This is a genomic window from Quisquiliibacterium transsilvanicum, assembly GCF_014202215.1.
GTDB lineage: Bacteria > Pseudomonadota > Gammaproteobacteria > Burkholderiales > Burkholderiaceae_E > Quisquiliibacterium > Quisquiliibacterium transsilvanicum.
Genome location: NZ_JACHGB010000004.1, coordinates 268,676 through 293,831, shown reverse-complemented (window position 1 = coordinate 293,831; position 25,156 = coordinate 268,676). Strand labels below are relative to the sequence as shown.

Here is a 25,156-nt window from a genome sequence, read left to right as displayed (position 1 = left end):
CCCTGAGGCGCGAGACCGGGCCGGCACGCTGGACGACGGACGCCGTGCAGCGATCTCGATGCCTTGACCCGGTCGGACCCGCCAAGCGGCTGGGCCCAGTAAGACGCTCGTTTGCGAGCCCTTGCTCGCCGAGTCTGATCTGGAAGGGGCTCTGAGCTGCGAACCCCGTGAATTTCGGCGGATTCTAGGTACCGACGAACGGTCGGTCAACGGGGATGAGCGACGGATTCGGCAGTATATTGCACTGATCTTGGCGCCAGACGATGAAATACACCGATCTGAGAGACTTTATGCACCAACTCGGTGCGCTTGGTGAGCTCAAAAGCATCTCGACCCCGCTGTCCCCGCGGCTGGAGATGACCGAGGTCGCAGACCGGGTGCTGCGGACCGGCGGACCGGCGCTGCTTTTCGAGCGCCCGACGGACGCAGGCCGGGAGTACCGGATGCCAGTGCTCGCCAACCTCTTCGGAACGCCCAGGCGCGTCGCGCTCGGCATGGGCCAGGAATCGACCGAGGCGCTGCGTGAGGTAGGCCGGCTGCTCGCCTACCTGAAGGAGCCGGATCCCCCGAAGGGATTCCGCGACGCATGGGAGAAGTGGCCGGTGCTCAAGCAGGTGCTGAACATGGCGCCAAAGGAGCTGTCCTCGGGGCCCTGCCAGGAGATCGTTCGGGAGGGCAGCGCGGTCGATCTCGGGGAGCTGCCGGTGCAGACCTGCTGGCCCGGCGACGCCGCGCCGCTGATCACCTGGGGGCTGATCATCACCCGCGGCCCGACGCGGCCGCGGCAGAACCTGGGCATTTACCGGCAGCAGGTGATCGCGCCGGACAAGACCATCATGCGCTGGCTCGCGCACCGGGGCGGCGCGCTGGATTTCCGGGAGCACGCGCAGGCCTCGCCGGACAAGCCCTTCCCGATCGCGGTCGCGCTGGGCGCAGACCCCGCCACCATCCTCGGCGCAGTCACGCCGGTGCCCGACAGTCTGTCCGAGTACCAGTTCGCCGGGCTGCTGCGCGGCGCGCGGACCGAACTGGTGAAATGCATCGGCAGCGACCTGCGGGTGCCGGCGCGCGCCGAGATCGTTCTCGAAGGCAGCATCCGGCCCGATCCCGACGGCAGCGCCACCCGCGCCAACGCCGCCGCCCTGGGCTGGACGGGCGAACTGCCGCCGGCGGCGCGCACCGGCTTCGAGATGGCGCTGGAAGGGCCCTACGGCGACCACACCGGCTACTACAACGAGCAGGACTGGTTCCCGGTGTTTTCGATCGACCGCATCACGATGCGGCGCGACCCGATCTACCACTCCACCTATACCGGCAAGCCGCCGGACGAGCCCGCGGTGCTGGGCGTGGCGCTCAACGAGGTGTTCGTCCCGATCCTGCAGAAGCAGTTCCCCGAGATCGTCGACTTCCACCTTCCGCCCGAGGGCTGCTCCTACCGGATGGCGGTGGTGTCGATCCGCAAGCAGTACCCGGGGCACGCCAAGCGGGTGATGTTCGGCATCTGGAGCTTCCTGCGGCAGTTCATGTACACGAAATTCATCGTCGTGGTCGACGACGACGTGGATCCCCGCGACTGGAAGGAAGTGATCTGGGCCATCACCACCCGCATGGACCCGGCGCGCGACACCACCCTGGTCGAGAACACCCCGATCGACTACCTGGATTTCGCCTCACCGGTGTCGGGGCTGGGATCGAAGATGGGGCTGGACGCCACCAACAAGTGGCCCGGCGAGACCAGCCGCGAATGGGGCCGCGCGATCTCGATGGACCCGCAGGTCAAGACCCGGATCGACTCGCTGTGGCGCGAACTGGGGCTCTGACCCGCGCCTGCACCGCCAGCGCGATCATCCAGCCGAGCCCCACCAGGAGCGGCGGCGAGACGTCAGGCGATCGCCCGGGGATCCAGAGCTGCGCGACCTCCAGGAGCGCAATCCAGGCGACCGTCGCGGCCACGGCGAGGCTGGCACCGCGGGGGGTCTGACGCCCTGGCTGTCGCGCCCGCTGGCGGTGGCGCAGCGCCGACTGCCACGCGCGCGCAAGCGCGAAGGCAAGGGCGACCGCGAAGAAATACAGACCGAGTTGCAGCGCGCCCAGGGGGTTTCCGGCCCCGAAGATCGGCAGCCAGGAGAAGCCCGTGGCAAGCTCTCCCATGCCCTGCCGCAACTCGTAGAGCGTGACCCAGGCGAGGGTGGCGGCGCAGAGAGCGAGCGGCAGACAGCGCGACATCGCGGGCAGGCGGAGCAGGATCCAGCCTACCGCAGCGATCGCCAGCCCGACGAGCTGTTCCAGCGACAGCGACGGGACGACCAGCAGCAGTTGGAGCAGCAGGACGGTGAACACCCCGATCGCGGTGATCCGCAGCACCGGCGCCCAGGACTGCAGGCCGGCACGGATCGCCAGCCCGAATACCAGCCACGCCGCCACATGGCTCGCGAGGCGCCAGGGATCCAGCGTCGGCATCCCCGCAAGAGCGGGCTTGAGGAACGCGAGGTTCGCGCGGAGCCGGTCGACGTCCAGGGTCAGCGCCCAGGGCAGGCTGCGCTCGCCGATCCAGAAGAACAGCGTCAGCAAGGCCAGCGCCAGCAGCGGCTGGGGCGCGGTCGATCCGGCAGGCAGGCCGGGCACCCCGCCCGCCTCGACCGCACGGTGCGCCCGCAGCACCACCCCCGGGAAGATCGCGCCGATCGCAGCCCCGGACGCGTTGGCAAGGAGGTCCGACCAGGCGGAAGTCCTGGCCGGTAGGCAGACCTGGATTGTCTCTATCGCGAGCGATAGGAGCGCCCCGGTCGCCGCGGCCAGGAGGATGCGCCGCCGCACCTGCCCGCCGGGAGCCCCGCCGGCGGCGATCAGCGCGCCGAGCGGGACGTAGGCGACGACGTTGACCACGAGATCGGCCCGGGACAGGGCCCCGCTCTCCATCAGCCAGGAAGCGCCGCACGCCGGCGCGCCTCCCCTGGAAAGCGAGAGCCAGGCGAGGCCGATCATGTAGACGACCACCGCGGCGACCAGCCCGGCGCGCGCCGGCCGCTCAGCCGTTGGCATGCACCCACCTCAGGAAGCGGTCCTGCGCGGCCGGCGCCGCAGTCGCGCGCGGCCCGTTCACGATGAACACCACCGCGTGCCGCCGGCCGGAGACGGCATCCACATAACCTGCGATCGACCGGACGTCGGCGAGGCTGCCGGTCTTGATCCATGCGCGGCCGGCGACCGGATCGTCGACGAGTCTTCGCTTCATCGTCCCGTCGACCCCGACGACCGGCAGCGAATTCCGCAGCAGGTCAGCGTAGGGGCCGGCAGCCGCGTGCTGGAGCGCGCGCGCCAGGCCGGCCGCGCCGACGCGCTCGCGGCGCGACAGTCCCGATCCGTTCTCGACGAACAGGCCAGGAAGGTCCAGCCCCTGTGCCGCCAGCCAGCGCGCCAGCACCGCGCGGGCCCCGGCCACCGTCGCTGGGCGCACTCCGCTTGCCACGGCGAGTTCCAGGAAGAGCTGGCGCGCCATCACGTTGTTGCTGAACTTGTTCACGTCGCGGACCACGTCGGCCAGCGTCCTGGGGGACACCCACTCCAGCCAGGGCGCCCCACGCGCCGCGCCCGCCTCGACGCGCACCCTGCCGTCCCAGGTGCCGCCAGCAGCCTGCCAGGCGGCGCGGAACAGCGCGCCGATGAACTGCTCGTGGGTCAGCACCGAGACGAAGATCCCCTGCTCGCCGCAGGCTGGCGAATAGGGGCCGGACACCCGGATCCGGGGGCCGCGCAGGTCGGTGTCGTCGTCGCGCACGGTCAGGCCCGCCGCGCCGTGGCGGCAGGCGCCGCGCGCGATCCTCAGGTGGTTCTCCACCGGCACCCCGGACAGCGGCGGATCGAGCGCGATCTGCGCCCCACCGGCCCCCGGCTGCACCACCACCCGCGTCGCCTTGAAATTCATCAGCATCGCGTGCGGCAGAACGTTGTAGGGTTGGGAGAGATCCAGGTCGAAACGCTCGACGCTGTCGCGGCCGACGTCGTAGCGCCAGTCGTCGATGACCAGCGATCCGCGGATTTCGCGCAGGCCGGCACGGCGCATCGCTTCGATGAAGGCGCTGAGGTCCTCGATGACAAGCTTCGGGTCGCCGCCGCCGCGCAGCACTAGGTCGCCGTGCAGGATCCCGTCGCGCAGTTCGCCGCGCAGGTGCGCGCCGGTGCGCCAGCGGTGCTCCGGCCCCAGCACGGAGAGTGCCGCCAGCGTGGTCAGGACCTTCATCGTCGAAGCCGGGTTGAACGCCTGCCCCGAGTCGTGGGCCAGCAGCGGCGGCCCCCCGTCGACCGGCACCGCGTAGATCCCCACGTCGCTGGGCGCGATCCCGGTGCCCTGCAGCCAGCCGTCGAGAAGCGCGGCGGCCGGCGGCGCGGCGGCCGCGCCCTGGGCCGCAGCGGGACCCGGCACGAAGGAATAGAGGACGAGGCAGACAGCAAGGGCGATGATCTGACGCATCGCCGGGATTCTAGTCCGCCGGCCCTGCCCGGCGCGGCCTGCGCGCCACCACCAGGCGGGACGCTATCTTGCGTCGCGCGGGCCCGCGTGACGCGCGGCGTTATCCTTGCGTCGGGCCATGCAGGCGTGGCCCGTTGATCCGGGAGGGACTCGAGGTGCGGCTGAATGACAAGGTGGCGATCGTCACCGGAGGGGCGAACGGGATCGGCGAGGCCTGCGCAAGGCGCTTCGTCGACGAAGGCGCGCGGGTGCTGATCGTCGACCTCGACGCCGAGGCGGGCGCGCGGCTGGCAGGGGAGCTGGGGGCGCGCGCCCTCTTCCTGGCCGGCGACGTGACCGACAAGTCAGTCGCGAACGAAGCGGTCCGGGTGGCGGTCGAGCGTTTCGGCCGGCTGGACATCCTGCTCGCGAACGCCGGCATCGTGCATGCCGCGTCCTTCCTCGAGCTCGAGGAGACCGACTTCGACCGGGTGCTGGCAGTGAACCTGAAGTCCTACTTCCTGTTCGGCCAGGCCGCCGCGCGCCGCATGGTCGCGCAGGGCGACGGCGGCGCGATAGTGCTGATGTCCAGCGTGAACGCGGTGCTGGCCATCCCCGACCAGGTGCCCTATGTCGTCTCCAAGGGCGGCGTCAACCAGCTAACGAAAGTGATGGCGATGGCGCTCGCCGAGCACGGCATCCGCGTCAACGCGATCGGCCCCGGCACCATCGCCACCGAGCTGGCGCGCAAGGCGGTGCTGGGCTCGGATGCGGCCCGCCGCAAGCTGCTGTCGAGAACGCCGATGAAGCGGCTCGGAGAGCCCGACGAGATCGCCAAGGTCGCGGTCTTCCTGGCCGGCGACGACGCCTCCTACATGACCGGCCAGACCGTCTACCCGGACGGCGGCCGGCTTGCGCTGAACTACACAGTGCCGGTCGACGACTGAAGCGCCCCGGCCCGCAACCGCCGGCAGGATGGCCCGCCGGCCAAGTCATTGACCTTTCTCAATGCCGCGCGAGGCATGCGCGCCGACACTCGCGGCGTCACGAACACGGAACCACCCAATGCAGGCCTTCGGCGAAATCGAGCTCGACCCCACCCTGATCGAGCGATTCGGCGGCCGCGGCCCCCGGTACACCTCGTACCCGACGGCCGACCGCTTCACCCCGGGCTTCGACCCGGCCCAGTACACGCAGGCGCTGCTCGAGCGCGCCGGCCGCCGGCAGGATCCGCTCGGCCTCTACCTGCACATTCCGTTCTGCCGGACCATCTGCTACTACTGCGGCTGCAACAAGATCGGCACCAAGCAGCAGGGCAAGTCCGGCGAGTACATCCAGGCGCTCAAGCGCGAGATGGAGCTGGTGACGCTGCTGACCGGGCGCGGCCAGCGGATCAGCCACCTCCACTTCGGCGGCGGCACGCCCACCTTCATGCTCGACGAGGAGTTCGTTGAGATCTTCGATGCCATTTCCCGGCATTTCGAGTTCTCCGAGGACGGCGAGTACTCGATCGAGATCGATCCGCGCACGGTCACGCCCGCGCGCCTGTGGACGCTGCGCGGCCTGGGCCTGAACCGCGTGAGCCTCGGCATCCAGGACTTCGACCCCGCGGTGCAGCGGGCGGTCAACCGGATCCAGTCCTACGAGGACACGCGCGAGCTGATCGAGACCTCGCGCAACGCCGGCTTCAGGTCAATCAACGTCGACCTCATCTACGGCCTCCCCAAGCAGACCGTCGAGGGCTTCCGGCGCACCCTCGAGCTCACCATCGACGCCAACCCCGACCGGGTAGCGCTCTACCACTACGCGCACCTGCCGCAGCTCTTCAAGCCGCAGCGGCGCATCAACGAGGAAGAGCTGCCCTCGGCCGAGATCCGCGCCAGGCTCTTCGACATGGCAGTGTCGATGTTCCGTGAGGCCGGCTATGCCTACCTGGGCCTGGATCACTTCGCGCGCGCCGACGACGAACTGGCGGTTGCGCAACGCGAAGGCAGGCTGCACCGCAACTTCCAGGGCTACTGCTCGCACGACTCCGGCGACCTGATCGCGCTGGGCGTGTCATCGATCTCGGCCGTGGGCTCGGTGCAGGCGCAGAACGAGAAATCGCTGGACGCCTACTACCGCCGGATCGCAGAGGGCGAGCTGCCGATCATCCGCGGCATCGCGCTCGGCAACGACGACTTCCTTCGTCGCGACGTGATCCAGTCGCTGATGTGCAACTTCCGGGTCTGGTGGCCGGAGATCGAGGCCCGCCACCGGATCTCCGCGCCGGGCTACTTCGCTGACGCGCTCGCGGAACTGGCGCCGATGCACGATGCAGGCGCCATCCGGATCCTCGATGACGGCATCGAGGTGCTGCCGCGCGGCCGCCTGCTGGTGCGCGCGGTGGCGATGGCCTTCGACCGCTACCTGAAGCACGCGCCCGCGGCGGGCACCTACTCCAAGATCGCCTGAAGCCGGCGGGCAGGCCGCAACTGCCCGCCGCCGCGTTTCCACACCGCCTGCCCGGCCCGCCGCCCGGCCGCTCCGCCCACGGGCGGCGGCCGGCCGGCGCGATCAGCGATGCACGAGCACCGGGATCTTGCAGTGGGTGAGCACTTTCTGGGTTTCGCTGCCCAGCAGCAGGCCGGCCACGCCCCTGCGGCCGTGCGAGGCCATGAAGATCAGGTCGCAGCCCTCTTCGCGGGCCACCCGGATGATCGCCTCCCAGGGGCTCGCATCCAGCTGGGCGACCGTCTTGCAGGGCACCGACACCGCAGCCGCGAGCGCGCTCGCGTCTGCGAGCACCTTGTCCGCGACCTGCAGCGCACCCGACTCGTACTCCTCCTGCGAGTAGATGTCCGCCACGGGCACTTCGGCCACCACTGGCGGCCGGTACACCGGCTGGACGTTGAGCGCGATGATCGCGGCGCCGTTCTCCTCGGCCAGCCGGATCGCCGACTTCAGCGCCTCGGTGGAGAGCTCGGAGCCGTCGATGGGCACCAGGATGCGTCTGAACATGGGGTCTCCTCTGTCGTGTTCCGGGCCGGTGGCACCGGCCGCCTGCCAGTCTGCATGTCATGGTCCGCGATATGCCGCGGATCATGCATTGATTTTCGTCCATTCCGCAGCCGCCGGGGCCGCGGGGCTCACCAGGCGAGTTCGAGGATCTCGACGATGTCCGCCGCCGACCCGACCCGGCGCGGGTTGGTCGCGATCGGTCCGGTGCCGTCGTAACGGCCGGCGATCTCGGCGAGACGCTCGCGCTCGATGCCCACGTCGCGCAGGCGCCAGGGCAGGCCGAGGCCGCGGACGAACTCCCGCATTGCCGGCCCCGCGCGCTCGCCCGGCCGGCCCAGCGCCTGCGCGACCGCCAGCTGGCGCTCGGCGTTCACCGCCTCGTTCCATTCGAGCACCGATGCAAGCATCACGCAGGAGGTCTCGCCATGGGGAACCCCGTAGGCGCCGCCCAGGATGTAGCCGATGCCGTGGCTCGCGCCGAACGGCACCCCGGCGCTCTGCGGCAGCAGCGACAGCCACATCGCCACCTGGCAGTCGGAGCGGGCCTGCAGGTCCTGCGGGGACGCCTTGACCCGCGGCAGCGCGTCCGCGAGCATCTTCATCGCATGCAGCGACAGCGCGTCGCCGAAGGGCAGCGACCGGATCGCGCACCAGCGCTCGACGGCATGATCCATCGAGCGCATGCCGGTCGACAGCAGCAGGCGCTCGGGGGTGTCCAGTGTGGCCGCCGGGTCGAGGATCACTGCGCGGGGCACCGCCAGCGGGTGGGTGTACATCTGCTTGAGCCTGCGCGCCACGTCGGTGACGCCGGCCACGTTGCTGAATTCGGCGGCCGAGAAGGTGGTGGGCACCGCGATCATCCGCAGCGACTGCGGATCGGCGTCCCAGGCGCCGGGATCCGCGCCGCCGCGATGCGCACCGCCGACGATGGCATCGAGCCCCTCGACCGAGTCGACGCCATACCAGACTGCCTGGAGCATGACCTTGGTCGCGTCGATCACCGAGCCGCCGCCGATGGCGACCACCAGGTCCGCCTGCGCGTCGCGGATGCGGCGGGCGCCCTCGATGACCGCCTCGCGCGGGCTGTGCGCCGCGATGGCGTCGAACTTGCCGGCGAAGGCGTCGCCCAGGGCCTCGATGCATGCTGCAACGAGGCGTCCCTGCGTCAGCGAACGGGTGGTGGTCACGAACACGCGGCGCGCGCCGCAGCGCTGCGCCTCTTCGAGCACCAGCGGCGCCGCCGGTCGTCCGTAGTGGACGCGCTGCTGCGCCAGCCAGGGGTGGGTGCCTGACTGCATCCGGATGGTCTCCTCGTTCCGTTGTTTTCCGGCCCGCAGGGAAGGCCCTGCCAGTGCCACAGGAATTCCGGCCATTGTTGCACGAGCGCGCCGGCGGCGGCCGGCGGATCGGGGCAGAATGGGATGTACGAACGAGAACGAACGAGAACGGAGCTCCAGATGAATCCTCAGGAAGAAAAAGTCGAGAAAATCGAGAAGGTCGAGAAGGTCGAGAAGAGCGACGCCGAGTGGCTTGCGCGGCTGGGCCACGCGGCCTACCGCGTGCTGCGGCACGAGGACACCGAGCGCCCCTATTCCAGCCCTCTCAACGGCGAGCACCGCCCCGGAACCTACGTCTGCGCCGGCTGCGGGCAGGCGCTGTTCCGCTCGGACGCCAAGTTCGACGCGGGCTGCGGCTGGCCGAGCTTCTCCAAGGCGCTGCCCGGCACTTTCGAAACCAAGGTCGACCACCTGCTGCTCGTGCCGCGGGTCGAGTACCACTGCACGCGCTGCGGTGGCCATCACGGCCACGTGTTCCAGGACGGCCCGGAGCCGACCGGGCTGCGTTACTGCAACAACGGCCTGGCGCTGGCCTTCGTCCCCGACTGAGCCAGGCGATCGGACCGGGCCGCGGGCCGCCTTGCGATAAGATTCCGGCCCTCGACCAAGGAGTCCAGGATGCGTCAGATCTTCAACTTCAGCGCGGGCCCGGCCGTGCTTCCCGAGGAAGTCCTCCAGCAGGCGGCCGCCGAGATGCTCGACTGGAGGGGCTCCGGCCAGTCCGTGATGGAGATGAGCCACCGCGGCAAGGAGTACATGGGCATCCACGCGCAGGCCGAGGCCGACCTGCGCGAGCTGATGGGCATTCCGTCGAACTACAAGGTGCTGTTCCTGCAGGGCGGCGCCACGATGCAGTTCGCCGCCATCCCGATGAACCTGCTGCGCGGCAAGGCGTCGGCCGACTACGTCCACACTGGCGAGTGGTCCAAGAAGGCGATCAAGGAAGCCAAGCTCTTCGGCAAGGTCAACATCGCGGCCAGCGCCGAAGACCGCAATTTCACCTACGTGCCCGCCCGGTCCACCTGGAAGCTCGACCCCCAGGCTGCGTACGTGCACGTCTGCATGAACGAGACCATTGGCGGCGTCGAATTCAACTGGGAGCCGGAGACCGGCGAGGTTCCGCTGGTGGCCGACGTGTCGTCGACCTTCCTGTCCCGCCCGGTCGACGTCTCGAAGTACGGGCTGATCTACGGCGGCGCGCAGAAGAACATCGGGCCGGCCGGCCTGACCATCGTGATCGTCCGCGAGGACCTGATCGGCCATGCCCCGTCCGGCACGCCGACGATGCTCGATTTCAAGCAGCAGGCCGACAACGATTCGATGCTGAACACGCCGCCGACCTACTCGATCTACATCGCCGGCCTCGTGTTCCAGTGGCTCAAGCGACAGGGCGGCATCGCCGCCATCGAGAAGCGCAACATCGAGAAATCCTCGCTGCTCTACGACTATCTCGATGCCACCGGCTTCTACGCCAACCCGGTCGACAAGGCCGACCGCTCGCGAATGAACGTCCCCTTCACGCTGAAGGACGCGGCGCTCGACGACGACTTCCTGGCCGGCGCCAAGGCCCGCAATCTGCTGCAGCTCAAGGGCCACCGCTCGGTCGGCGGCATGCGCGCGTCGATCTACAACGCGATGCCCATCGAGGGCGTGCGCGCGCTGGTCGACTACATGCGCGACTTCGAAAAGCAGCGCGGCTGACCCTGTCCCCTGCGCCGCCCCGCGGCCGGTCCGGGGGGCGGTCCCCTTCCCTTCGCCCCCCAAAGCCTCGAGCATCGGAGCGCACATGGCCCGTCCTTTCCGCGTCCTCGTCCTCAACCAGATCTCCGCCAGCGGCCTGAAGCGGCTGCCCGCCGAGATCTACGAAACCGGCAAGGACATCGCCGAGCCCGATGCGGTGCTGGTGCGCTCGGCGGACATGCACGGCATGGACATCCCGTCCAGCGTGATGGCGATCGGCCGCGCCGGCGCGGGCACCAACAACATCCCGGTGGCCGCAATGAGCGAGCGCGGCGTGCCGGTGTTCAACGCCCCGGGCGCGAACGCCAACGCGGTCAAGGAGCTGGTGATCGCGGGCATGCTGCTGGCGGCGCGCAACCTGCCTGCCGCGCTGCGCTTCGTCGATGCCCTCGACCCGCAGGCGCCGGACATGGACAAGCAGGTGGAGGACGGCAAGAAGTCCTTCGCGGGCTTCGAGCTCGCCGGCCACACGCTGGGCGTGATCGGCCTGGGCAAGATCGGCTGCCTGGTGGCCGACGCGGCGATCCGGATGGGCATGCACGTGGTCGGCTACGACCCGGAGATCACCGTGGACGCCGCCTGGAGCCTGCCCGCCCAGGTCAAGCGCGCGAACTCCGTTCCCGAGCTGCTGCGGGCTTCGCACTTCGTCTCGCTTCACGTGCCGCTCGTGCCGGCCACCCGGCACCTCATCGACGCCGCCGCGTTCGAGCATGCGCGCCACGGCGCGGTGCTGCTGAACTTCTCGCGCGAGGGCGTGGTCGACGAGGCCGCGACGCTGGCAGCGCTCGACTCCGGCCGGCTGCGCCAGTATGTCTGCGACTTCCCCGGCCCGGCGATCAACGGCCATCGCCACGTCATCGCCCTGCCCCACCTGGGCGCGTCCACCCGGGAGGCCGAGGAGAACTGCGCGGTGATGGTCGCCGACCAGCTGCGCGACTACCTCGAGAGCGGCAACGTGCGCAACTCGGTCAACTTCCCCGACGCGGTCTCGCCGCGCGAGTCGGGCTACCGCATCGCGATCGCCAACGCGAACGTGCCCAACATGCTGGGCCAGATCTCCACCGCGATGGCCGCCGCCGGGCTGAACATCCACAACATGCTGAACAAGTCGCGCGGCGAGATGGCGTACACGCTGGTGGACGTCGACAGCGCGGTGCCGGACGAGGTGGTGCGCTCGATCAAGCGCATCGACGGCGTGCTCAGCGTGCGCTACCTGCCGGCGCGGGACTGAGCGCAGGCGCGCGGCGCGCGCGGGCGCCGCTGACACGCCGGCCGCGCCTGCCCGCGCCGGAACGCCCCGCTCAGCGGCCCAGCACCAGCGAGCAATGCGCCGACAGGATGCCGCCGTCGCCGTGCACGAAGGCAAGGCGGGCATCCGGCACCTGGCGGGCCTGCGCCTCGCCACGCAGCTGGCGCACCCCCTCGACGACGTGGAACATGCCGCCCGCGGCGCCCGAGTGTCCGTAGGAGAGCAGCCCTCCGTGCGTGTTGCACGGCAGCCTGCCCCGCAGGCCCAGCTCCCCCGCGGCGGCCGCAGCTCCCGCCTCGCCCCGGCCGAAGAAGCCGATCGACTCCAGCTCCACCAGCAGCGTGATCGTGAACGAGTCGTAGATCTCGGCGACGTCGATGTCCGCCGGCCGCACGCCGGCGCGTTCGAAGGCGATCCGCGAGGACTGCTTGCAGCCGAAGTCGGTGAGCGAGGGCGCTGCGACGATGTGCTCGTGGGTGTGGCCCTGTCCGGCGCCGAGGATCCCGATGCCGCTCGCGCGGGTCTCGCCGATCGCATCCGGCGCGCTGACCACCACCGCGGCGGCGCCGTCGGAGATCAGGCAACAGTCGAGCATGCGCAGCGGCGTGCTGATCGGGCGCGAGCGCATCACGTCCTCCACCGTGATCGGATCGCGCTTGTGCGCGTTCGGGTGCAGCCCGGCGTGGCGCCGGTGCTCGACCGCGATCGCGGCGAGCTGCTCGCCGGTCACGCCGTATTCGTGCATGTAGCGCCGCGCCACCAGCGCGTAGGAGGCCGGCACGCTGATCCCGTAGGGGCGCTCGAACTGCGGATGCCCCACCTCGGACAGCGCAGCCACCGCGCCGTCGCGCGACATGCCGGTGAGCCGGTTGTCGCCGGTCACGCACAGCACGTGGCGGCACTGGCCGCTGGCGACCAGCGCCGCCGCCTGCATCACCATGATGCAGGCCGTCGCCCCGCCGGCCTGGATCGAATAGCAGACGTCCGGGTGGATGCCCGCGTACTCGCAGAACACCGACGCCGGCATCAGGTGCGGCTCGGTGAAGGAGTAGGCGCAGAGCACGCCGTCGACCTGCGCCGCCGCGAGTCCCGCGTCGGCGAGCGCGCCGGCGGCGGCTTCGTACTGCAGCCCCATGCAGGTCGAGCCGCGCAACTCGCCGACCCGTGTGTCGAAGACCCCGGTGATGCCCGCGCCCATGCTCATCGTGCTGTCCTTTCCTTGACTCTCTTCGCGCATATGGCGCGCGCGTCCCGGAGGTGCGCGGCCGCCCGACCGGCGCTCATGGCTTGAACCCGAGCGAACGTGCGATCAGGTTGCGCTGGATCTCGCTGGTGCCCTCGCCGATCACGTAGACGAAGGCGTCGCGGTGGATGCGCCCCACCGGGTACTCGCGCATGATGCCGGCGCCGCCCAGGATCCGGATCGCGTTCTCGCTGACCCGCAGCGCGGTCTCGCTGGCAACCAGCTTCACCTTGGAGGCGAGCGCCGTGTCCAGCTCGCCCTGGTCCACCTTCCAGGCGCCGTGGTAGACCAGCCACCTGGCCGCCTCGATGTCGGCGGCCATGTCGGCGAGCTTGTGCGCGATCGCCTGGTAGTCGCCGATGCGCTTGCCCGCCACCAGCCGCTCCGCCGCGTAGCCGCGGGCAGCGTCGAAGGCGCCGCGCGCCATGCCGAGCGCATTGGCCGCCACGCCGACCCGGTTCTCGCTGAGCGACTCGAGGATCAGCGGATAGGTTCCGGTGCGCCCGCCGAGCAGGCAGTCGTCGGGGACGAAGGCGTTCTCGATATGGATCAGCCCGGTCTCCGAGCAGCGGATCCCCTCCTTCCTCAGCTTCGTGATCACGAAGCCGGGATTCGGCAGTTCGACGATGAACAGGCTGATCGCCTCGGGCGTCAGCTCCGGGCTGGTACGCGCAGCCACCAGCAGGTAGTCGGCGATCGGGGCGTTGGTTATGTACATCTTGCTGCCGTCGAGCCGCCAGCCGCCGTCCACCTTCGTTGCGCGGGTGCGCATCGCGCGGATGTTCGAGCCGCCGTCCGGCTCGCTCAGCCCGAAGCCCGCGATCAGCGTGCCGGCGAGTGCCGGGCGCAGGAAGCGCGCCTTCTGGTCCTCGGTGCCCGTCTTCCAGATCGGCCAGGTGCCCAGGTGCGCATGCGCCGACCAGCTCGACGCGATGCCCTGGCAGACCGCGCTCATCTCCTCGCGCAGGATGCAGTCGGCAACCTTGTCCATGCCGCTGCCGCCGTCGGCCTCGGGGTAGCGCGCGCCCAGCAGCCCGAGCGCGCCCCACATCGGGAACAGCTCGCGCGGGAACACCTCGTCCTCCTCGGCCCGCGCCACCCGCGGCGCAATCTGCTCCGCGCAGAAGCGCCGGATCGTGTCCCTGACCGCCTCGTGCTCCGCTGAAAAGCGGAAATCCAGTGCCATCGCCTCACCTCCCTCGTTCGCCGGCGCCGCGGCCGGCCAGGGCGCGGCCGACCGTGGCCGCGCGTTCCGCAAGGTCCTCGCCGAGCGCGGCCACCTGCGCGGCGCCAAGCTGCGCCGCGAAGCCCACCGCGCTCAGCGCCATGATCGGCGCGCCCGCCGCGTCGAGCACGACCGACGAAACCGTCGTCGCGCCGCGCACGAAGTGGCCCGCGTCCACCGCATAGCCGCCGTCGCGCGCCTGCCGCACCGATCGCAGCCAGGCCTCGAACGACGGCGCCTGCTCCCAGCGCAGCCCTCGAAACACCTCGCGCAGCGCCTGCCGGGAGAGCCCCGAATGGGCCGCCATGCAGCGTCCGAACGCGGCCACGTACAGGGGCAGCCGCTGGCCGACCTGCATGTGGACCCTCATCGTCGCGTCACTTTCTGATCGGTCGACCAGCACCATCCGGTCGGCCGCTGCGCGCTGCCACAGTGTCGCCGTGACGCCGTGGCGCGCCGACACCGCCTCCAGGTGCGGGCGCATGAAGCGCGCGTACGAGGCCTGCTCCAGCGCGCCCTTGGCCAGTTCGACGACGCCCAGCGCAAGCGCGTAGGTCTTGGTCCCCGGATCGAAGCTCACCATCCCCTCATGGACCAAGGTGCGCAGCAGGTTGAAGCAGGTGCTGGGGTTCAGCCCCAGGTCGCGGGCGATGCGGCTGACGCCCGCGCGCGCGTCGGGGTCGCCCAGGTGGCGCAGGATGGCCAGCCCCGCCGACAGCGCCCCGACCAGCTTCGGGCGCGCGCAGGGGCTTGCGGACTGGCAGGCCTGATCTTTTTCCATGACGAATGCTATTCTCCAGGAAGAACGACCCGGAGGGAACCCGATGGCAGACCCGGACAAGCCGCTCAAGCCGCAGATTGCCGTCGCCCACGCCGACACCGCCCCGTTCTGGGACGGCGCCGCGCGCGGCGAGCTGCTCTACCAGCACTGCGGCGCCTGCGGACGCACCCAGTTCCCACCGCGCCGGCACTGCGCGCACTGCCAGGCGGGCGAGCCGCAGTGGCGGCAGTCGGCGGGCAGGGGCGCGGTGCACACCTTCACCGTGGTGCATCGCGCGCCCACCGCTGCCTTCAAGGACGACGTCCCGTACACGATTGCGCTGGTCGACCTCGACGAAGGCTTCCGGATGATGATGAACATGCTCGGGTGCCCGCCCGCAGAGGTGGAGATCGGCGCCCGCGTCCGCGTCGTGTTCCGCCCGCATGGCGAGGCGATGCTGCCGCAGGCGGAGCTCGACCGATGAGCCCGCCGCTGCTCACCTTCGACCGCTTCCAGCCGGGCGCCCCGCTGGGCGGCCACACCGAGGCCGTCGACGAGCGCATGCTCGGGAACTGGCGCACCCTCTACCCCTGGGACGCGCCGGCCGGCGACGCGCTGCCGCCGGGGATCGCCTCCGTGCTGCTGATGCGCGCCTACATGCAGGCGCTCTCGCCGCGCCCGCCGGGCAACGTGCACGCCCGCCAGAGCCTGTCGCTGACGGCCGCGCCCAGGCTCGGAGAATCCGTGACCACCGCGTTCAGCTGTGCCGGCAAGGAGCTGCGCCGCGAGCGGCGCTACGTTGAGGTCGAGGCCCGCGCCACCGGGGACGGAGGGCGCCCGCTGTTCGCCGGGCGGATGACCCTGATCTGGGCTGCCTGAGCATGAGGCGCACGCTGCAACCCGTCCGCCTGAGCGTGGACATGCCGGCCATCCTCGCCTACGCGGAGATCACCGGCGATTTCAACCCGCTGCACGTCGACCCGGTGTTCGCGGCCACCACACCGATGGGCGGCGTGATCGCCCACGGCACCATGTCGCTGAACCTCGTCTGGCAGGCCATCGCCAGCACCTTCGGCGCGGCGGTCGCCGCACGCAGCGCGATCGACGTGCGCTTCGTCAGGCCGGTGCGCGTGGGCGACGTGGTCGAGGCCGGCGGGACGGAATCCGCCGAGCGCCCCGGCGAGTTCGATGTCTGGGTGCGCAACCAGGAGGGCATCGCGGTGATCGAAGGCAGCGCCACCCTGCCCGCCGCGCCTGTTCCGGAAGCGATCGGTAGCGCCCCGGATTGACTGGCGCGCGGGCGCGGAACAGGCTCTGCTGCTCAACCCAGGAAATCCAGGAGACCGTCCCGATGAGCCTGCAGGGCCTGATGATGGACATGCCGCTGACGATTTCGTCGGTGATCCGACATGCCGCCAAGTACCACGCCGCCACCGAGATCGTCTCGCGCACGATCGAGGGCGACCTGTTCCGCTACGACTACGGGCGCGCCTACGCCCGCATTCAGCGGCTGGCCAACGCGGTCACCGGCACGCTCGGCGCGCACCCGGGCGAGCGCGTTGGCAGCCTGGCCTGGAACACCCACCGGCACTTCGAGATGTTCTACGGGGTGAGCGGCACCGGCGCGGTGCTGCACACGATCAACCCTCGGCTGTTCCCGGACCAGCTGGTCTACATCATCAACCACGCCGAGGACCGCTTCCTGTTCGTCGATGCGCTGACCTTGCCGCTGGCCGAGGCGATCGCGCCCCAACTGACCACGGTGGAGGCCTTCGTGATGATGAGCGACCGGGCACAGATGCCGGCGAGCACCACGCTGCCGAATCTGCTCTGCTACGAGGACCTGCTCGCGGCGGCGGCGCCCGAATACGCTTGGCCGCTGCTCGACGAGAACTGCGCGTCCACCATCTGCTACACCTCGGGCACCACCGGCAATCCCAAGGGCGTCGTTTACTCCCACCGCTCGGCGATGCTGGTCACGATGCTGTACCTCGGCTTCGTCACCATGAACTCGGACAACGGCGCGCGCCAGACGCTGATGCCGATGGCGCCGATGTTCCATGGCAACGCCTGGCAGTTCCCCTACCTGGCGCCGATGACCGGCAGCAGGCTGGTGCTTCCCGGACGCAACTACGAACCGGACAAGCTCTACGAGCTGCTCGACGGCGAGCGCGTCACCCTCACCTGCGGCGTGCCCACCTTCTGGCTGATCATCGCCGACTGGCTCAAGCGTTCCGGCAAGCGCTTCAGCACGCTGCGCGCATCGCTGTCCAGCGGATCAGCGGTGCCGCGCTCGCTGATGGAAACCATGGAGCGCGACTACGGCGTGCAGATCATGCAGGCCTGGGGAATGACCGAGAGCCTGGGCGGCAGCGGCGCGATGATGCCGCCTGGCACCGCGGAGCTGCCCTTCGAGCAGCGCATCGACGCCCGGATGAAGTCGGGCAACGCGATGTGGGGTGTCGAGTACCGGCTGGTGGACGACGAAGGCCGCGAGCTGCCGCAGGACGGCAAGGCCCACGGCCACCTGCGCATCCGGGCGCCCTGGGCGGCGAGCGCCTACTTCAAGAACGAGGGCGGCGCGGCGGTCGACGAGCAGGGCTGGATGAAGACCGGCGACATCGCCAGCATCGCCCCCAACGGCCAGATCCTGCTCACCGATCGCTCCAAGGACGTCATCAAGTCCGGCGGCGAATGGATCAGCTCGATCGAGATCGAGAACATGGCCGTCGGCCACCCGGCTGTGATGCAGGCGGCGGTGATCGGCGTGGCGCACCCGAAGTGGCAGGAGCGGCCGCTGCTGGTCGTCGTGCCGCGCGAAGGCCATCAGGTGACGCCCGAGGAGATGCTCGCCTACCTGAAGGGCAGGGTCGCCGACTGGTGGATGCCGGACGACGTCGTCGTCATCGACGCGATGCCGATGACCGGAACCGGCAAGGTGCACAAGCTGACCCTGCGCGAGCGCTTCAGGGATTACGTGCTGCCGGCGCTGCGCTGAGCTTCGACCCCCGGCGGGCCGCCCTGTCCCCTCGGGGGCACGGTGCGCCATCCGCCTCTGTGCACCGATCGGCCCGGCCGGCCGTTGATTGACGGATGCCCATCCTCCCAATGCGCCAGCCCCGCCGCTTCCTCGCGCTCGCGGCGCTGTGCCTGGCGAGCGCGCTGGCCGGCTGCGCCCTCGAGACGCCGGTGCCGGAGACGCCTCGGCCGCGGCCGTCGGAAGTCCGCGCCGGCATCGCAGCGCTGATTCCCGCCACGGTGCCCGACCGCGCCGGCTGGGCGACGGACGTCTACGCCGCCCTCGCCGCGTTGGAACTCCAGCCAAGCCCGCGCAACGTGTGCGCGGTGCTGGCGGTGACGGAGCAGGAGTCCTCCTACCGCGCGGACCCGCAGGTGCCGGGCCTGGCGAAAATCGCCTGGACCGAGATCGAGCGCCGGGCCGAGCGCGTCGGCGTGCCGATGTTCGCGGTGCGCCTCGCGCTGAAGCTGCCCTCGGGCGACGGGCGCAGCTACGCGGAGCGGATCGACGGCGCCCGCACCGAGCGCGAACTTAGCGAGACCTTCCAGGACATGATCGACCGGGTTCCGCTCGGCGGCCGGCTGTTCGCGGGGCTCAACCCGGTGCGCACTGGAGGGCCGATGCAGGTCGCCATCGACTTTGCCGAAGCGCATGCGGGCCAGCGCAGCTATCCCTACCCGGTGGACAGCTCGATCCGCAGCGAGGTGTTCACGCGGCGCGGCGGCCTGTATTTCGGCATCGCCCACCTGCTCGACTACCCCGCGGACTACGATCGGCCGCTCTACCGCTTCGCGGACTTCAACGCAGGCCGCTGGGCCAGTCGCAACGCGGGCTTCCAGAACGCGGTGAGCATCGCCTCCGGCATCCCGCTCGACCTCGACGGCGACCTGGTCCGGCATGGCTCGGACACCCCGGGCAGCACCGAGCTCGCGGTGCGCGCGCTGCGCGGCCGCCTGAAGGCCAGCGACGCCGAGATCCGCAGCGCGCTGGAGCAGGGCACGCAGGCCGGCTTCGAGCGCAGCAGCCTCTACCGACGGGTGTTCGAGCTTGCCGAGCGCGCCGAGGGCCGCCGGCCGCCTCGTGCCGTGATCCCGCGCATCGTGCTCAAGAGCCCGAAGATCACGCGCAAGCTGACCACCGAATGGTTCGCCACCCGGGTGGACGCGCGCTACGGACGCTGCATGGAGCGTGCCGGCCCGCAATGGCAGTGAGCCGGCCGCCCCTGGATCACTCGAACAGGCTGCGGCGCCCGAAGCGCGGGTCTTCCTCGCCCACCGGCTTGAGGATGCCGCTGGTGCGCAGCACCGGCGCACCGTCCAGGCACATCGTCCCCTGCACGAAGACCAGGCTGCGGGTGGTGCGCAGGATCTGCACTCGGCCCTCCAGCCAGCTCCCCGCCGGCGCCGGCGCGAGGAAGTCGTTGGTCACGCTGACCGTGGTCATGTAGCGCTTGATGTCGCACTTCACGTTGGCGCCGAGCAGCAGCAGCATGTCCGCCAGGGTCATCAGCATGCCGCCATGGCAGGTGCCACCCGGATTGCAGTGCCGGCGCTCGACCTGGAAGCCGAGCACGAAGTCCTCGCCGTCCATCCGGCCGTGCAAGGGGCCGACGAGATCGAGGTAGGGGTTGGACTGGAAGACGACCGGCTTGAAGCCGGCGGGCGGGGCGAGGGTGTCGGCTGTCGATGTCATCGGTAAATGCTCTCGCGCTCGATCGGCGCTGTCCAGCCGGCTGCAGATCGTTTCCAGCGTTTCGCGCAGCAGTGCCTCGCCGCGAGTTCCGGGCGCCAACCGATAGAATCCGGGAATCATGCACATCTGGGTCGACGCCGACGCCTGTCCGGCGGTCATCAAGGAAATCCTGTTCCGCGCGGCGGTGCGCGTGGGCATACCGCTCACCCTGGTGGCCAACCGCTGGCTCGCCACTCCGCCCTCTCCGCTGATCCGCTCGGTGCAGGTGGCCGGAGGCTTCGACGTCGCCGACCGCGAGATCGAGGCCCGTGTCAGCGCAGGAGACCTGGTCGTCACCGCCGACATCCCGCTGGCCGCCGCGGTGGTGGAGGCGGGCGCGCGGGCGCTGAACCCGCGCGGCGAGCTCTACGGGCCTGACAACATCGGCGAGCACCTGGCGCGCCGCAATTTCCTCGAAGAAATGCGCTCGATCGGCGAGATCAGCGGAGGGCCTGCGCCGTTCTCCGCCAGCGACCAGAAGGCCTTCGCCCGGCAGCTCGACCGGATGCTTTCCCGACTGCCGCGCCCGCCGGGCTGACCGCCAGGCTCACCGACACTGGCGCTGCCCGCGCCACCTCAGCCGAAGGGCCGCACCCCGATCCAGGCGCCGTGCAGCCAGAACGCGAACACGCCCCAGGCGAGGGCACCGGCCACCACGGCGACGGCATCGCCGGCCAGCGTTCCCGGCACACGACGGGCGCGCCCGGCACGGTCGCGGCGGCGCGCCGCGCGGTAGTCGAACACCGCCCACAGCAGGAAGGCGCCGAACAGCATCACGTCGGCCAGGCGACCGTTGGACAGCAGGTGCGCCAGCGCCCAGGCCTTCACGCCCAGCACCATCGGATGGCCAAGCGAGGCCTTGATCCGGTTGCGCGGCACGTAGGCCGCAGCCAGCAGCACGAAGGCCGCCAGGTTCAGCAGCGAAGCCAGATGCCGTGTCCAGACCGGCGGGTGCCAGAGATCGACCGGCGCGGCCCGCGAGAGCCCGTAGCCCCAGACGATCAGCACGAAACCGACGATCGACACCACCGAGAACAGGCCCTTCCAGGCTCCCGGACCCATCACGGCGATGCGTCGCGCGCGCCAGTCGTCCGCGAGAATGCGCACCGAATGTGCGCCGAGAAAGACCAGCAGGCCAAGGACCAGTACGGTCATCCAGGCTCCTTTTTTGCAAGTCGCTCACATCCTACGCGACCGCGCGGCTTGAATTCGGCGCTGCTAAGCACTACTATTAGCACTCGCAGGCATTGAGTGCTAGCAACCGCGCCGACACGGCGCTGCGGGCATGCCTGCGCCGGCCGCTTCGGCGGCCCCGATTCTTTCGACAAAACCGTTTGACTTCAAACGCTTAGGAGCAATCTTCATGAAACTTCGTCCCCTGCACGACCGCGTGATCATCAAGCGCCTCGACGTCGAGCGCAAGACCGCGTCGGGCATCGTGATCCCGGAAAACGCCGCCGAAAAGCCCGACCAGGGCGAAGTCCTCGCGGTGGGCAACGGCAAGGTCGGCGACGACGGCAAGGTGCGCCCGCTGGGCGTCAAGGTCGGCGACAAGGTGCTCTTCGGCAAGTACAGCGGCCAGAGCGTCAAGGTCGATGGCGACGAGCTCCTCGTGATGCGCGAGGAAGACATCATGGCGGTCGTCGAGGGCTGAGCCCTTCGCCCTCCCCCGCACCGAACATCCCCGAATACTCAGGAGTCTGAACAATGGCAGCCAAACAAGTTCTGTTCCACGACGACGCCCGCCACAAGATGGTGGCCGGCGTGAACATCCTGGCCGACGCGGTCAAGGTCACGCTTGGCCCGAAGGGCCGCAACGTCGTGCTCGAGCGCAGCTACGGCGCCCCCACCGTCACCAAGGACGGTGTCTCGGTCGCCAAGGAGATCGAGCTCAAGGACAAGTTCCAGAACATGGGCGCCCAGATGGTCAAGGAGGTCGCTTCCAAGACCTCGGACAACGCCGGTGACGGCACCACCACCGCCACCGTGCTGGCCCAGGCGATCGTCCGCGAAGGCATGAAGTACGTCGCCGCCGGCATGAACCCGATGGACCTCAAGCGCGGCATCGACAAGGCCGTCACCGGCCTGATCGAAGAGCTCAAGAAGATCAGCAAGCCCTGCACCACGACCAAGGAAATCGCCCAGGTCGGCTCGATCTCCGCCAACTCGGATGCCGAGATCGGCGAGATCATCGCCTCCGCGATGGAGCAGGTCGGCAAGGAAGGCGTCATCACCGTCGAAGACGGCAAGTCGCTGAACAATGAGCTCGACGTCGTCGAGGGCATGCAGTTCGACCGCGGCTACCTGTCGCCCTACTTCATCAACAACCCGGACAAGCAGATCGCCGTGCTGGAGGACCCGTTCGTCCTGCTGCACGACAAGAAGATCTCCAACATCCGTGACCTGCTGCCGGTGCTCGAGCAGGTTGCCAAGGCCGGCCGTCCGCTGCTGATCGTCGCCGAGGAAGTCGAAGGCGAAGCGCTGGCCACCCTGGTGGTCAACAACATCCGCGGCATCCTGAAGACCGTTGCCGTCAAGGCCCCGGGCTTCGGCGACCGTCGCAAGGCGATGCTCGAGGACATGGCCATCCTGACCGGGGGCACCGTCATCGCCGAAGAAACCGGCATGACGCTCGAGAAGGCCAGCCTGGCCGAGCTGGGCCGCGCCAAGCGCATCGAGATCGGCAAGGAAAACACCACGATCATCGACGGCGCCGGCGAAGCCGCCACCATCGAAGCCCGGGTCAAGGCCATCCGCGCCCAGATCGAGGAAGCCACCAGCGACTACGACCGTGAGAAGCTGCAGGAGCGCGTCGCCAAGCTGGCCGGCGGCGTGGCCGTCATCCGCGTCGGTGCCGCCACCGAAGTCGAGATGAAGGAGAAGAAGGCCCGCGTCGAAGACGCGCTGCACGCCACCCGTGCCGCGGTCGAAGAGGGCATCGTGGCCGGCGGCGGTGTCGCGCTGCTGCGCGCCCGTGCGGCCGTCCAGGTCAAGGGTGACAACCCCGACCAGGAAGCCGGCATCAAGATCGTGCTGCGTGCGATCGAAGAGCCGCTGCGCGCCATCGTCTCCAACGCCGGCGACGAGCCGAGCGTGGTCGTTGCCAAGGTCCTCGAGGGCAAGGGCAACTTCGGCTACAACGCGGCCGACGCCACCTACGGCGACCTGGTCGACATGGGCGTGGTCGATCCCACCAAGGTGACCCGCACCGCGCTGCAGAACGCCTCGTCGGTCGCCGGCCTGATGCTGACCACCGATGCGATGATCGCCGAACTGCCGGAAGACAAGCCGGCGGGTGGTGGCATGCCCGACATGGGCGGCATGGGCGGAATGGGCGGCATGGGGATGTAATTCGCGGCCGCGCTCGGACCGCCGCGAGGCGGTTCGACGCCGGAGCCGCAGCCGCGCAGTCAGCGGCAACGCAGCACAAAAGGGCCCGCGATGCGCGGGCCCTTTTTTCATTCCGCCGCCGCGCCGCATCCCGCGGATGCAGCGGCGGATCCAAACCCGAACATTCGGAACACGCTGGCACGCGATCATCCACCGGGCGACCGCGCGCAGGCGTATAAATCGACTGGTCCACGGCGTAGCCGCCGCGCCGCGCACAGGCTGCCGCCGGGAACACAGAACGATTCCACCGAGGAGACAGAATTGACCAACAGCACCCGCCGCTCGATCGTGCTCGGCCCGCTGGCCGCGGCCGCAGCAAGCGCCCTGCCCCTCACCGCCCGCGCCCAGAAGAAATACGGCCCCGGGGTTACCGACACCGAGATCAAGATCGGCCAGTCGCTGCCCTACAGCGGCCCGGCTTCCGCCTATGGCCAGATCGGCCGCGCCGAAGCCGCCTACTTCAAGTGGCTCAACGAGGAGAAGGGCGGCATCAACGGGCGCAAGATCAACCTGATCAGCCTCGACGATGGCTACAATCCGGCCAAGGTGGTGGAGAACATCCGCCGGCTGGTCGAGCAGGACGAGGTCTCCTTCATCTTCAACGTGCTGGGCACGCCCCTGAACAAGGCGATCCGGCCGTACGTGAACCAGAAGAAGATTCCGCACCTGTTCAACGCCGCCGGCTCCGAGCAGTTCGCCGATCCGAAGAACTTCCCCTGGTCGATGGGCTGGCAGCCGACGCTGAAGTGGGAGGCGAGCACCTACGCCAAGCACCTGCAGGCCAACCACCCGAACGCGAAGATCGCGGTGCTGTTCCAGGACGACGACTTCGGCTAGGAAATGCTCGAAGGTCTCAAGGAGGGCCTGGGCGCCAAGGCGAACACGATCCTGAGCGCGCTCAGCTACCAGCCGACCGACCCGACCGTGGACTCGCAGCTGGTCTCGCTGAAGGCCACCGGCGCCGACACCCTCTTCCTGTTCGCGTACTCCAAGCAGGTGGCGCAGGCGATCCGCAAGGTGGCCGAACTGGGCTGGAAGCCGGACACCTACATCCACCTTGGCTCGGCGCAGATCGGCTCGACGCTGCAGCCCGCGGGCCTGGAGAACTCGGTCGGCGTGAAGACCGGCGGCTTCATCAAGGACCCCACCGATCCGCAATGGAAGGACGACCCCTTCATCAAGGACTGGTTCGCCTGGATGAAGAAGCGCATGCCGGACGCGAACACCGCGGACTCGATGAACATCTCGGGCTACGCCTACGCGCAGACGCTCGAGCATCTGCTCAAGCAGTGCGGTGACGACCTCACGCGCGAGAACATCATGCGCCAGGCCGCCAGCCTGAAGGACTACCGCAACGAAGCCCTGCTGCCGGGCAGCCTGATCAACACCAGCCCGACCGACTATCGGGTGATCGAGTACATCAAGATCCAGCGCTTTACCGGCAAGGCCTGGGAATTCGTCTGACCTCTGGGCAGCGCCGTCCTCAGCGACGGCGCCGATGAACAAGGGCCCGGTCGAACCGGGCCCTTTTTTCGTTCCCTCGACGTCATTCCCTTGGCGGCATCGGGACCAGCACGCCCGTGGAGGTGGCCTGCGCAGCCAGCTGTCCGTCCGGGTTGTACAGGTCGGCCTCCATGAACAGCACGCGCTTGCCGCGCCGGAGCACCCTGCCCTGCACCGTTCCCTCGCCGGGGCCAACGCGCTCGAGGAAGCTCACCTTGATCTCGAGGCTGACCATGTTCTGCTTGTACTCGGTGTCGTGCAGCACCGCATGCGCCATCGCGGCATCGAGCCAGGCGGTGACGAAGCCGCCCTGGGCGATCGTCCCGTTGGTGTGGCAGTACTCGCGGCGCACCGTGAAGCCCGCGTGCAGGGTGCGGCTGGCCGCATCCCATGAGATCACGTGGAAGTTGCCCATCGATTCCTGCAGCGCCTTGCCGGACCGGATCCGGGCCTCTAGATCGTCGTTCATGATTTCCCCGCTTCGTTCCTGGAGCCCGGATTCTCGCCCA

24 protein-coding genes and 1 pseudogene are annotated in these 25,156 nt (G+C 69.6%); 15 read left to right on the top strand and 10 right to left on the bottom strand.

The annotated features are described in order from the left end of the window. The first annotated feature begins 263 nt into the window (after window positions 1-263). Window positions 264-1,820 carry a UbiD family decarboxylase gene (locus HNQ70_RS10775; RefSeq protein ID WP_183967290.1) on the top strand — a complete coding sequence of 519 codons (1,557 nt, stop codon included), beginning with the start codon at window positions 264-266 and terminating at the stop codon, window positions 1,818-1,820. Here the strand turns inward: HNQ70_RS10775 and HNQ70_RS10770 are convergent. Continuing rightward, window positions 1,777-3,042 (bottom strand): VanZ family protein, encoded by a 1,266-nt coding sequence (locus tag HNQ70_RS10770; protein WP_183967288.1) that lies wholly within the window; start codon window positions 3,040-3,042, stop codon window positions 1,777-1,779. The genes HNQ70_RS10775 and HNQ70_RS10770 overlap by 44 nt on opposite strands. Then, a complete protein-coding gene (dacB, locus tag HNQ70_RS10765) occupies window positions 3,029-4,471 on the bottom strand; it encodes a D-alanyl-D-alanine carboxypeptidase/D-alanyl-D-alanine endopeptidase (RefSeq protein WP_183967286.1) in 1,443 nt (480 codons plus the stop codon). The genes HNQ70_RS10770 and dacB overlap by 14 nt, the downstream gene beginning before the upstream one ends. A 155-nt stretch (window positions 4,472-4,626) precedes the next feature. On the opposite strand from dacB, the gene HNQ70_RS10760 reads away from it, so the two are divergent. Both HNQ70_RS10760 and hemN read left to right on the top strand, forming a co-directional pair. Beyond that, on the top strand, window positions 4,627-5,397 hold the full coding sequence (locus HNQ70_RS10760) for a glucose 1-dehydrogenase (RefSeq protein ID WP_183967987.1): 771 nt from the start codon (window positions 4,627-4,629) through the stop codon (window positions 5,395-5,397). Window positions 5,398-5,515: 118 nt separating this feature from the next. After that, complete coding sequence (gene hemN / locus HNQ70_RS10755; RefSeq protein WP_183967284.1) at window positions 5,516-6,904, top strand: oxygen-independent coproporphyrinogen III oxidase; 1,389 nt, start codon at window positions 5,516-5,518, stop codon at window positions 6,902-6,904. A 102-nt stretch (window positions 6,905-7,006) separates the two neighbouring features. On the opposite strand, the gene HNQ70_RS10750 is transcribed toward hemN, so the two are convergent. Together HNQ70_RS10750 and HNQ70_RS10745 are read right to left on the bottom strand one after the other, a co-directional pair. Next, window positions 7,007-7,450, bottom strand: coding sequence for a universal stress protein (locus HNQ70_RS10750; protein WP_183967282.1), 444 nt, complete (start codon window positions 7,448-7,450; stop codon window positions 7,007-7,009). Between the two features lie 128 nt (window positions 7,451-7,578). After that, a complete protein-coding gene (locus tag HNQ70_RS10745) occupies window positions 7,579-8,748 on the bottom strand; it encodes an iron-containing alcohol dehydrogenase (protein ID WP_183967280.1) in 1,170 nt (389 codons plus the stop codon). A gap of 159 nt (window positions 8,749-8,907) precedes the next feature. On the opposite strand from HNQ70_RS10745, the gene msrB reads away from it, so the two are divergent. The 3 genes from msrB to HNQ70_RS10730 all read left to right on the top strand — a co-directional run bounded on the left by msrB (window position 8,908) and on the right by HNQ70_RS10730 (window position 11,758). Further along, window positions 8,908-9,336: a peptide-methionine (R)-S-oxide reductase MsrB gene (gene msrB / locus HNQ70_RS10740; RefSeq protein WP_246434905.1), complete on the top strand. Its 429-nt coding sequence runs from the start codon at window positions 8,908-8,910 to the stop codon at window positions 9,334-9,336. Between the two features lie 69 nt (window positions 9,337-9,405). Then, on the top strand, window positions 9,406-10,488 hold the full coding sequence (gene serC, locus HNQ70_RS10735) for a 3-phosphoserine/phosphohydroxythreonine transaminase (RefSeq protein ID WP_183967276.1): 1,083 nt from the start codon (window positions 9,406-9,408) through the stop codon (window positions 10,486-10,488). Between the two features lie 85 nt (window positions 10,489-10,573). Continuing rightward, complete coding sequence (locus tag HNQ70_RS10730; protein WP_183967274.1) at window positions 10,574-11,758, top strand: phosphoglycerate dehydrogenase; 1,185 nt, start codon at window positions 10,574-10,576, stop codon at window positions 11,756-11,758. Window positions 11,759-11,828: 70 nt separating this feature from the next. Here the strand turns inward: HNQ70_RS10730 and HNQ70_RS10725 are convergent, their stop codons facing one another. From HNQ70_RS10725 to HNQ70_RS10715, 3 genes are all read right to left on the bottom strand, one after another. Continuing rightward, window positions 11,829-12,980: a thiolase family protein gene (locus HNQ70_RS10725; RefSeq protein ID WP_183967272.1), complete on the bottom strand. Its 1,152-nt coding sequence runs from the start codon at window positions 12,978-12,980 to the stop codon at window positions 11,829-11,831. A 76-nt stretch (window positions 12,981-13,056) separates the two neighbouring features. After that, window positions 13,057-14,205, bottom strand: a complete 1,149-nt coding sequence (locus HNQ70_RS10720; protein WP_183967270.1) for an acyl-CoA dehydrogenase family protein — start codon at window positions 14,203-14,205, stop codon at window positions 13,057-13,059. 4 nt (window positions 14,206-14,209) lie between these two features. After that, window positions 14,210-15,025: an IclR family transcriptional regulator gene (locus HNQ70_RS10715; RefSeq protein WP_183967268.1), complete on the bottom strand. Its 816-nt coding sequence runs from the start codon at window positions 15,023-15,025 to the stop codon at window positions 14,210-14,212. Window positions 15,026-15,068: 43 nt separating this feature from the next. Between HNQ70_RS10715 and HNQ70_RS10710 the strand changes: the two genes are divergently transcribed. The 5 genes from HNQ70_RS10710 (at window position 15,069) to HNQ70_RS10690 (ending at window position 19,234) form a co-directional block, all read left to right on the top strand. After that, window positions 15,069-15,488: a Zn-ribbon domain-containing OB-fold protein gene (locus tag HNQ70_RS10710; protein ID WP_183967266.1), complete on the top strand. Its 420-nt coding sequence runs from the start codon at window positions 15,069-15,071 to the stop codon at window positions 15,486-15,488. After that, window positions 15,485-15,883 carry a hypothetical protein gene (locus HNQ70_RS10705; RefSeq protein ID WP_183967264.1) on the top strand — a complete coding sequence of 133 codons (399 nt, stop codon included), beginning with the start codon at window positions 15,485-15,487 and terminating at the stop codon, window positions 15,881-15,883. Before HNQ70_RS10710 ends, HNQ70_RS10705 begins: the two co-directional genes overlap by 4 nt. Before the next feature lie 2 nt (window positions 15,884-15,885). After that, on the top strand, window positions 15,886-16,293 hold the full coding sequence (locus HNQ70_RS10700) for a MaoC family dehydratase (RefSeq protein WP_183967262.1): 408 nt from the start codon (window positions 15,886-15,888) through the stop codon (window positions 16,291-16,293). A 62-nt stretch (window positions 16,294-16,355) separates the two neighbouring features. Beyond that, window positions 16,356-18,002, top strand: coding sequence for a long-chain-fatty-acid--CoA ligase (locus HNQ70_RS10695; RefSeq protein WP_246434904.1), 1,647 nt, complete (start codon window positions 16,356-16,358; stop codon window positions 18,000-18,002). 95 nt (window positions 18,003-18,097) lie between these two features. After that, window positions 18,098-19,234 carry a DUF1615 domain-containing protein gene (locus tag HNQ70_RS10690; RefSeq protein WP_281381608.1) on the top strand — a complete coding sequence of 379 codons (1,137 nt, stop codon included), beginning with the start codon at window positions 18,098-18,100 and terminating at the stop codon, window positions 19,232-19,234. 16 nt (window positions 19,235-19,250) lie between these two features. Here HNQ70_RS10690 and HNQ70_RS10685 read toward each other — a convergent pair whose 3' ends face one another. Beyond that, a complete protein-coding gene (locus HNQ70_RS10685) occupies window positions 19,251-19,715 on the bottom strand; it encodes a PaaI family thioesterase (RefSeq protein ID WP_183967260.1) in 465 nt (154 codons plus the stop codon). A 118-nt stretch (window positions 19,716-19,833) separates the two neighbouring features. Between HNQ70_RS10685 and HNQ70_RS10680 the strand changes: the two genes are divergently transcribed. Further along, window positions 19,834-20,292, top strand: a complete 459-nt coding sequence (locus HNQ70_RS10680) for a YaiI/YqxD family protein (protein WP_183967258.1) — start codon at window positions 19,834-19,836, stop codon at window positions 20,290-20,292. Window positions 20,293-20,330: 38 nt separating this feature from the next. Here the strand turns inward: HNQ70_RS10680 and HNQ70_RS10675 are convergent, their stop codons facing one another. Continuing rightward, the gene (locus tag HNQ70_RS10675) at window positions 20,331-20,909 is read right to left on the bottom strand and encodes an NnrU family protein (RefSeq protein WP_183967256.1); all 579 of its coding nucleotides are present in this window, start codon (window positions 20,907-20,909) and stop codon (window positions 20,331-20,333) included. A gap of 208 nt (window positions 20,910-21,117) precedes the next feature. Between HNQ70_RS10675 and groES the strand changes: the two genes are divergently transcribed. The 3 genes and pseudogenes from groES (at window position 21,118) to HNQ70_RS20205 (ending at window position 24,608) form a co-directional block, all read left to right on the top strand. Beyond that, window positions 21,118-21,408 (top strand): co-chaperone GroES, encoded by a 291-nt coding sequence (gene groES, locus HNQ70_RS10670; protein WP_183967254.1) that lies wholly within the window; start codon window positions 21,118-21,120, stop codon window positions 21,406-21,408. A gap of 53 nt (window positions 21,409-21,461) precedes the next feature. After that, window positions 21,462-23,105: a chaperonin GroEL gene (gene groL / locus HNQ70_RS10665; protein WP_183967252.1), complete on the top strand. Its 1,644-nt coding sequence runs from the start codon at window positions 21,462-21,464 to the stop codon at window positions 23,103-23,105. Window positions 23,106-23,195: 90 nt separating this feature from the next. Continuing rightward, window positions 23,196-24,608: pseudogene (locus HNQ70_RS20205) on the top strand (ABC transporter substrate-binding protein). 82 nt (window positions 24,609-24,690) lie between these two features. On the opposite strand, the gene HNQ70_RS10655 reads toward HNQ70_RS20205, so the two are convergent. After that, window positions 24,691-25,116, bottom strand: a complete 426-nt coding sequence (locus tag HNQ70_RS10655) for a PaaI family thioesterase (protein WP_183967250.1) — start codon at window positions 25,114-25,116, stop codon at window positions 24,691-24,693. Window positions 25,117-25,156 lie beyond the last annotated feature (40 nt).

Excerpts from the sequence above, each read along its gene's own strand:
- HNQ70_RS10655 (WP_183967250.1), bottom strand. The coding sequence starts at position 25,116 with ATGAACGACGATCTAGAGGCCCGGATCCGGTCCGGCAAGGCGCTGCAG.
- HNQ70_RS10705 (WP_183967264.1), top strand. The coding sequence starts at position 15,485 with ATGAGCCCGCCGCTGCTCACCTTCGACCGCTTCCAGCCGGGCGCCCCG.
- HNQ70_RS10730 (WP_183967274.1), top strand. The coding sequence starts at position 10,574 with ATGGCCCGTCCTTTCCGCGTCCTCGTCCTCAACCAGATCTCCGCCAGC.
- HNQ70_RS10680 (WP_183967258.1), top strand. The coding sequence starts at position 19,834 with ATGCACATCTGGGTCGACGCCGACGCCTGTCCGGCGGTCATCAAGGAA.
- HNQ70_RS10720 (WP_183967270.1), bottom strand. The coding sequence starts at position 14,205 with ATGGCACTGGATTTCCGCTTTTCAGCGGAGCACGAGGCGGTCAGGGAC.
- HNQ70_RS10685 (WP_183967260.1), bottom strand. The coding sequence starts at position 19,715 with ATGACATCGACAGCCGACACCCTCGCCCCGCCCGCCGGCTTCAAGCCG.
- HNQ70_RS10770 (WP_183967288.1), bottom strand. The coding sequence starts at position 3,042 with ATGCCAACGGCTGAGCGGCCGGCGCGCGCCGGGCTGGTCGCCGCGGTG.
- hemN (WP_183967284.1), top strand. The coding sequence starts at position 5,516 with ATGCAGGCCTTCGGCGAAATCGAGCTCGACCCCACCCTGATCGAGCGA.
- HNQ70_RS10700 (WP_183967262.1), top strand. The coding sequence starts at position 15,886 with ATGAGGCGCACGCTGCAACCCGTCCGCCTGAGCGTGGACATGCCGGCC.
- HNQ70_RS10675 (WP_183967256.1), bottom strand. The coding sequence starts at position 20,909 with ATGACCGTACTGGTCCTTGGCCTGCTGGTCTTTCTCGGCGCACATTCG.
- HNQ70_RS10715 (WP_183967268.1), bottom strand. The coding sequence starts at position 15,025 with ATGGAAAAAGATCAGGCCTGCCAGTCCGCAAGCCCCTGCGCGCGCCCG.
- serC (WP_183967276.1), top strand. The coding sequence starts at position 9,406 with ATGCGTCAGATCTTCAACTTCAGCGCGGGCCCGGCCGTGCTTCCCGAG.
- msrB (WP_246434905.1), top strand. The coding sequence starts at position 8,908 with ATGAATCCTCAGGAAGAAAAAGTCGAGAAAATCGAGAAGGTCGAGAAG.
- HNQ70_RS10745 (WP_183967280.1), bottom strand. The coding sequence starts at position 8,748 with ATGCAGTCAGGCACCCACCCCTGGCTGGCGCAGCAGCGCGTCCACTAC.
- HNQ70_RS10710 (WP_183967266.1), top strand. The coding sequence starts at position 15,069 with ATGGCAGACCCGGACAAGCCGCTCAAGCCGCAGATTGCCGTCGCCCAC.
- HNQ70_RS10775 (WP_183967290.1), top strand. The coding sequence starts at position 264 with ATGAAATACACCGATCTGAGAGACTTTATGCACCAACTCGGTGCGCTT.
- groL (WP_183967252.1), top strand. The coding sequence starts at position 21,462 with ATGGCAGCCAAACAAGTTCTGTTCCACGACGACGCCCGCCACAAGATG.
- groES (WP_183967254.1), top strand. The coding sequence starts at position 21,118 with ATGAAACTTCGTCCCCTGCACGACCGCGTGATCATCAAGCGCCTCGAC.
- HNQ70_RS10690 (WP_281381608.1), top strand. The coding sequence starts at position 18,098 with ATGCCCATCCTCCCAATGCGCCAGCCCCGCCGCTTCCTCGCGCTCGCG.
- HNQ70_RS10725 (WP_183967272.1), bottom strand. The coding sequence starts at position 12,980 with ATGAGCATGGGCGCGGGCATCACCGGGGTCTTCGACACACGGGTCGGC.
- HNQ70_RS10695 (WP_246434904.1), top strand. The coding sequence starts at position 16,356 with ATGAGCCTGCAGGGCCTGATGATGGACATGCCGCTGACGATTTCGTCG.
- HNQ70_RS10750 (WP_183967282.1), bottom strand. The coding sequence starts at position 7,450 with ATGTTCAGACGCATCCTGGTGCCCATCGACGGCTCCGAGCTCTCCACC.
- dacB (WP_183967286.1), bottom strand. The coding sequence starts at position 4,471 with ATGCGTCAGATCATCGCCCTTGCTGTCTGCCTCGTCCTCTATTCCTTC.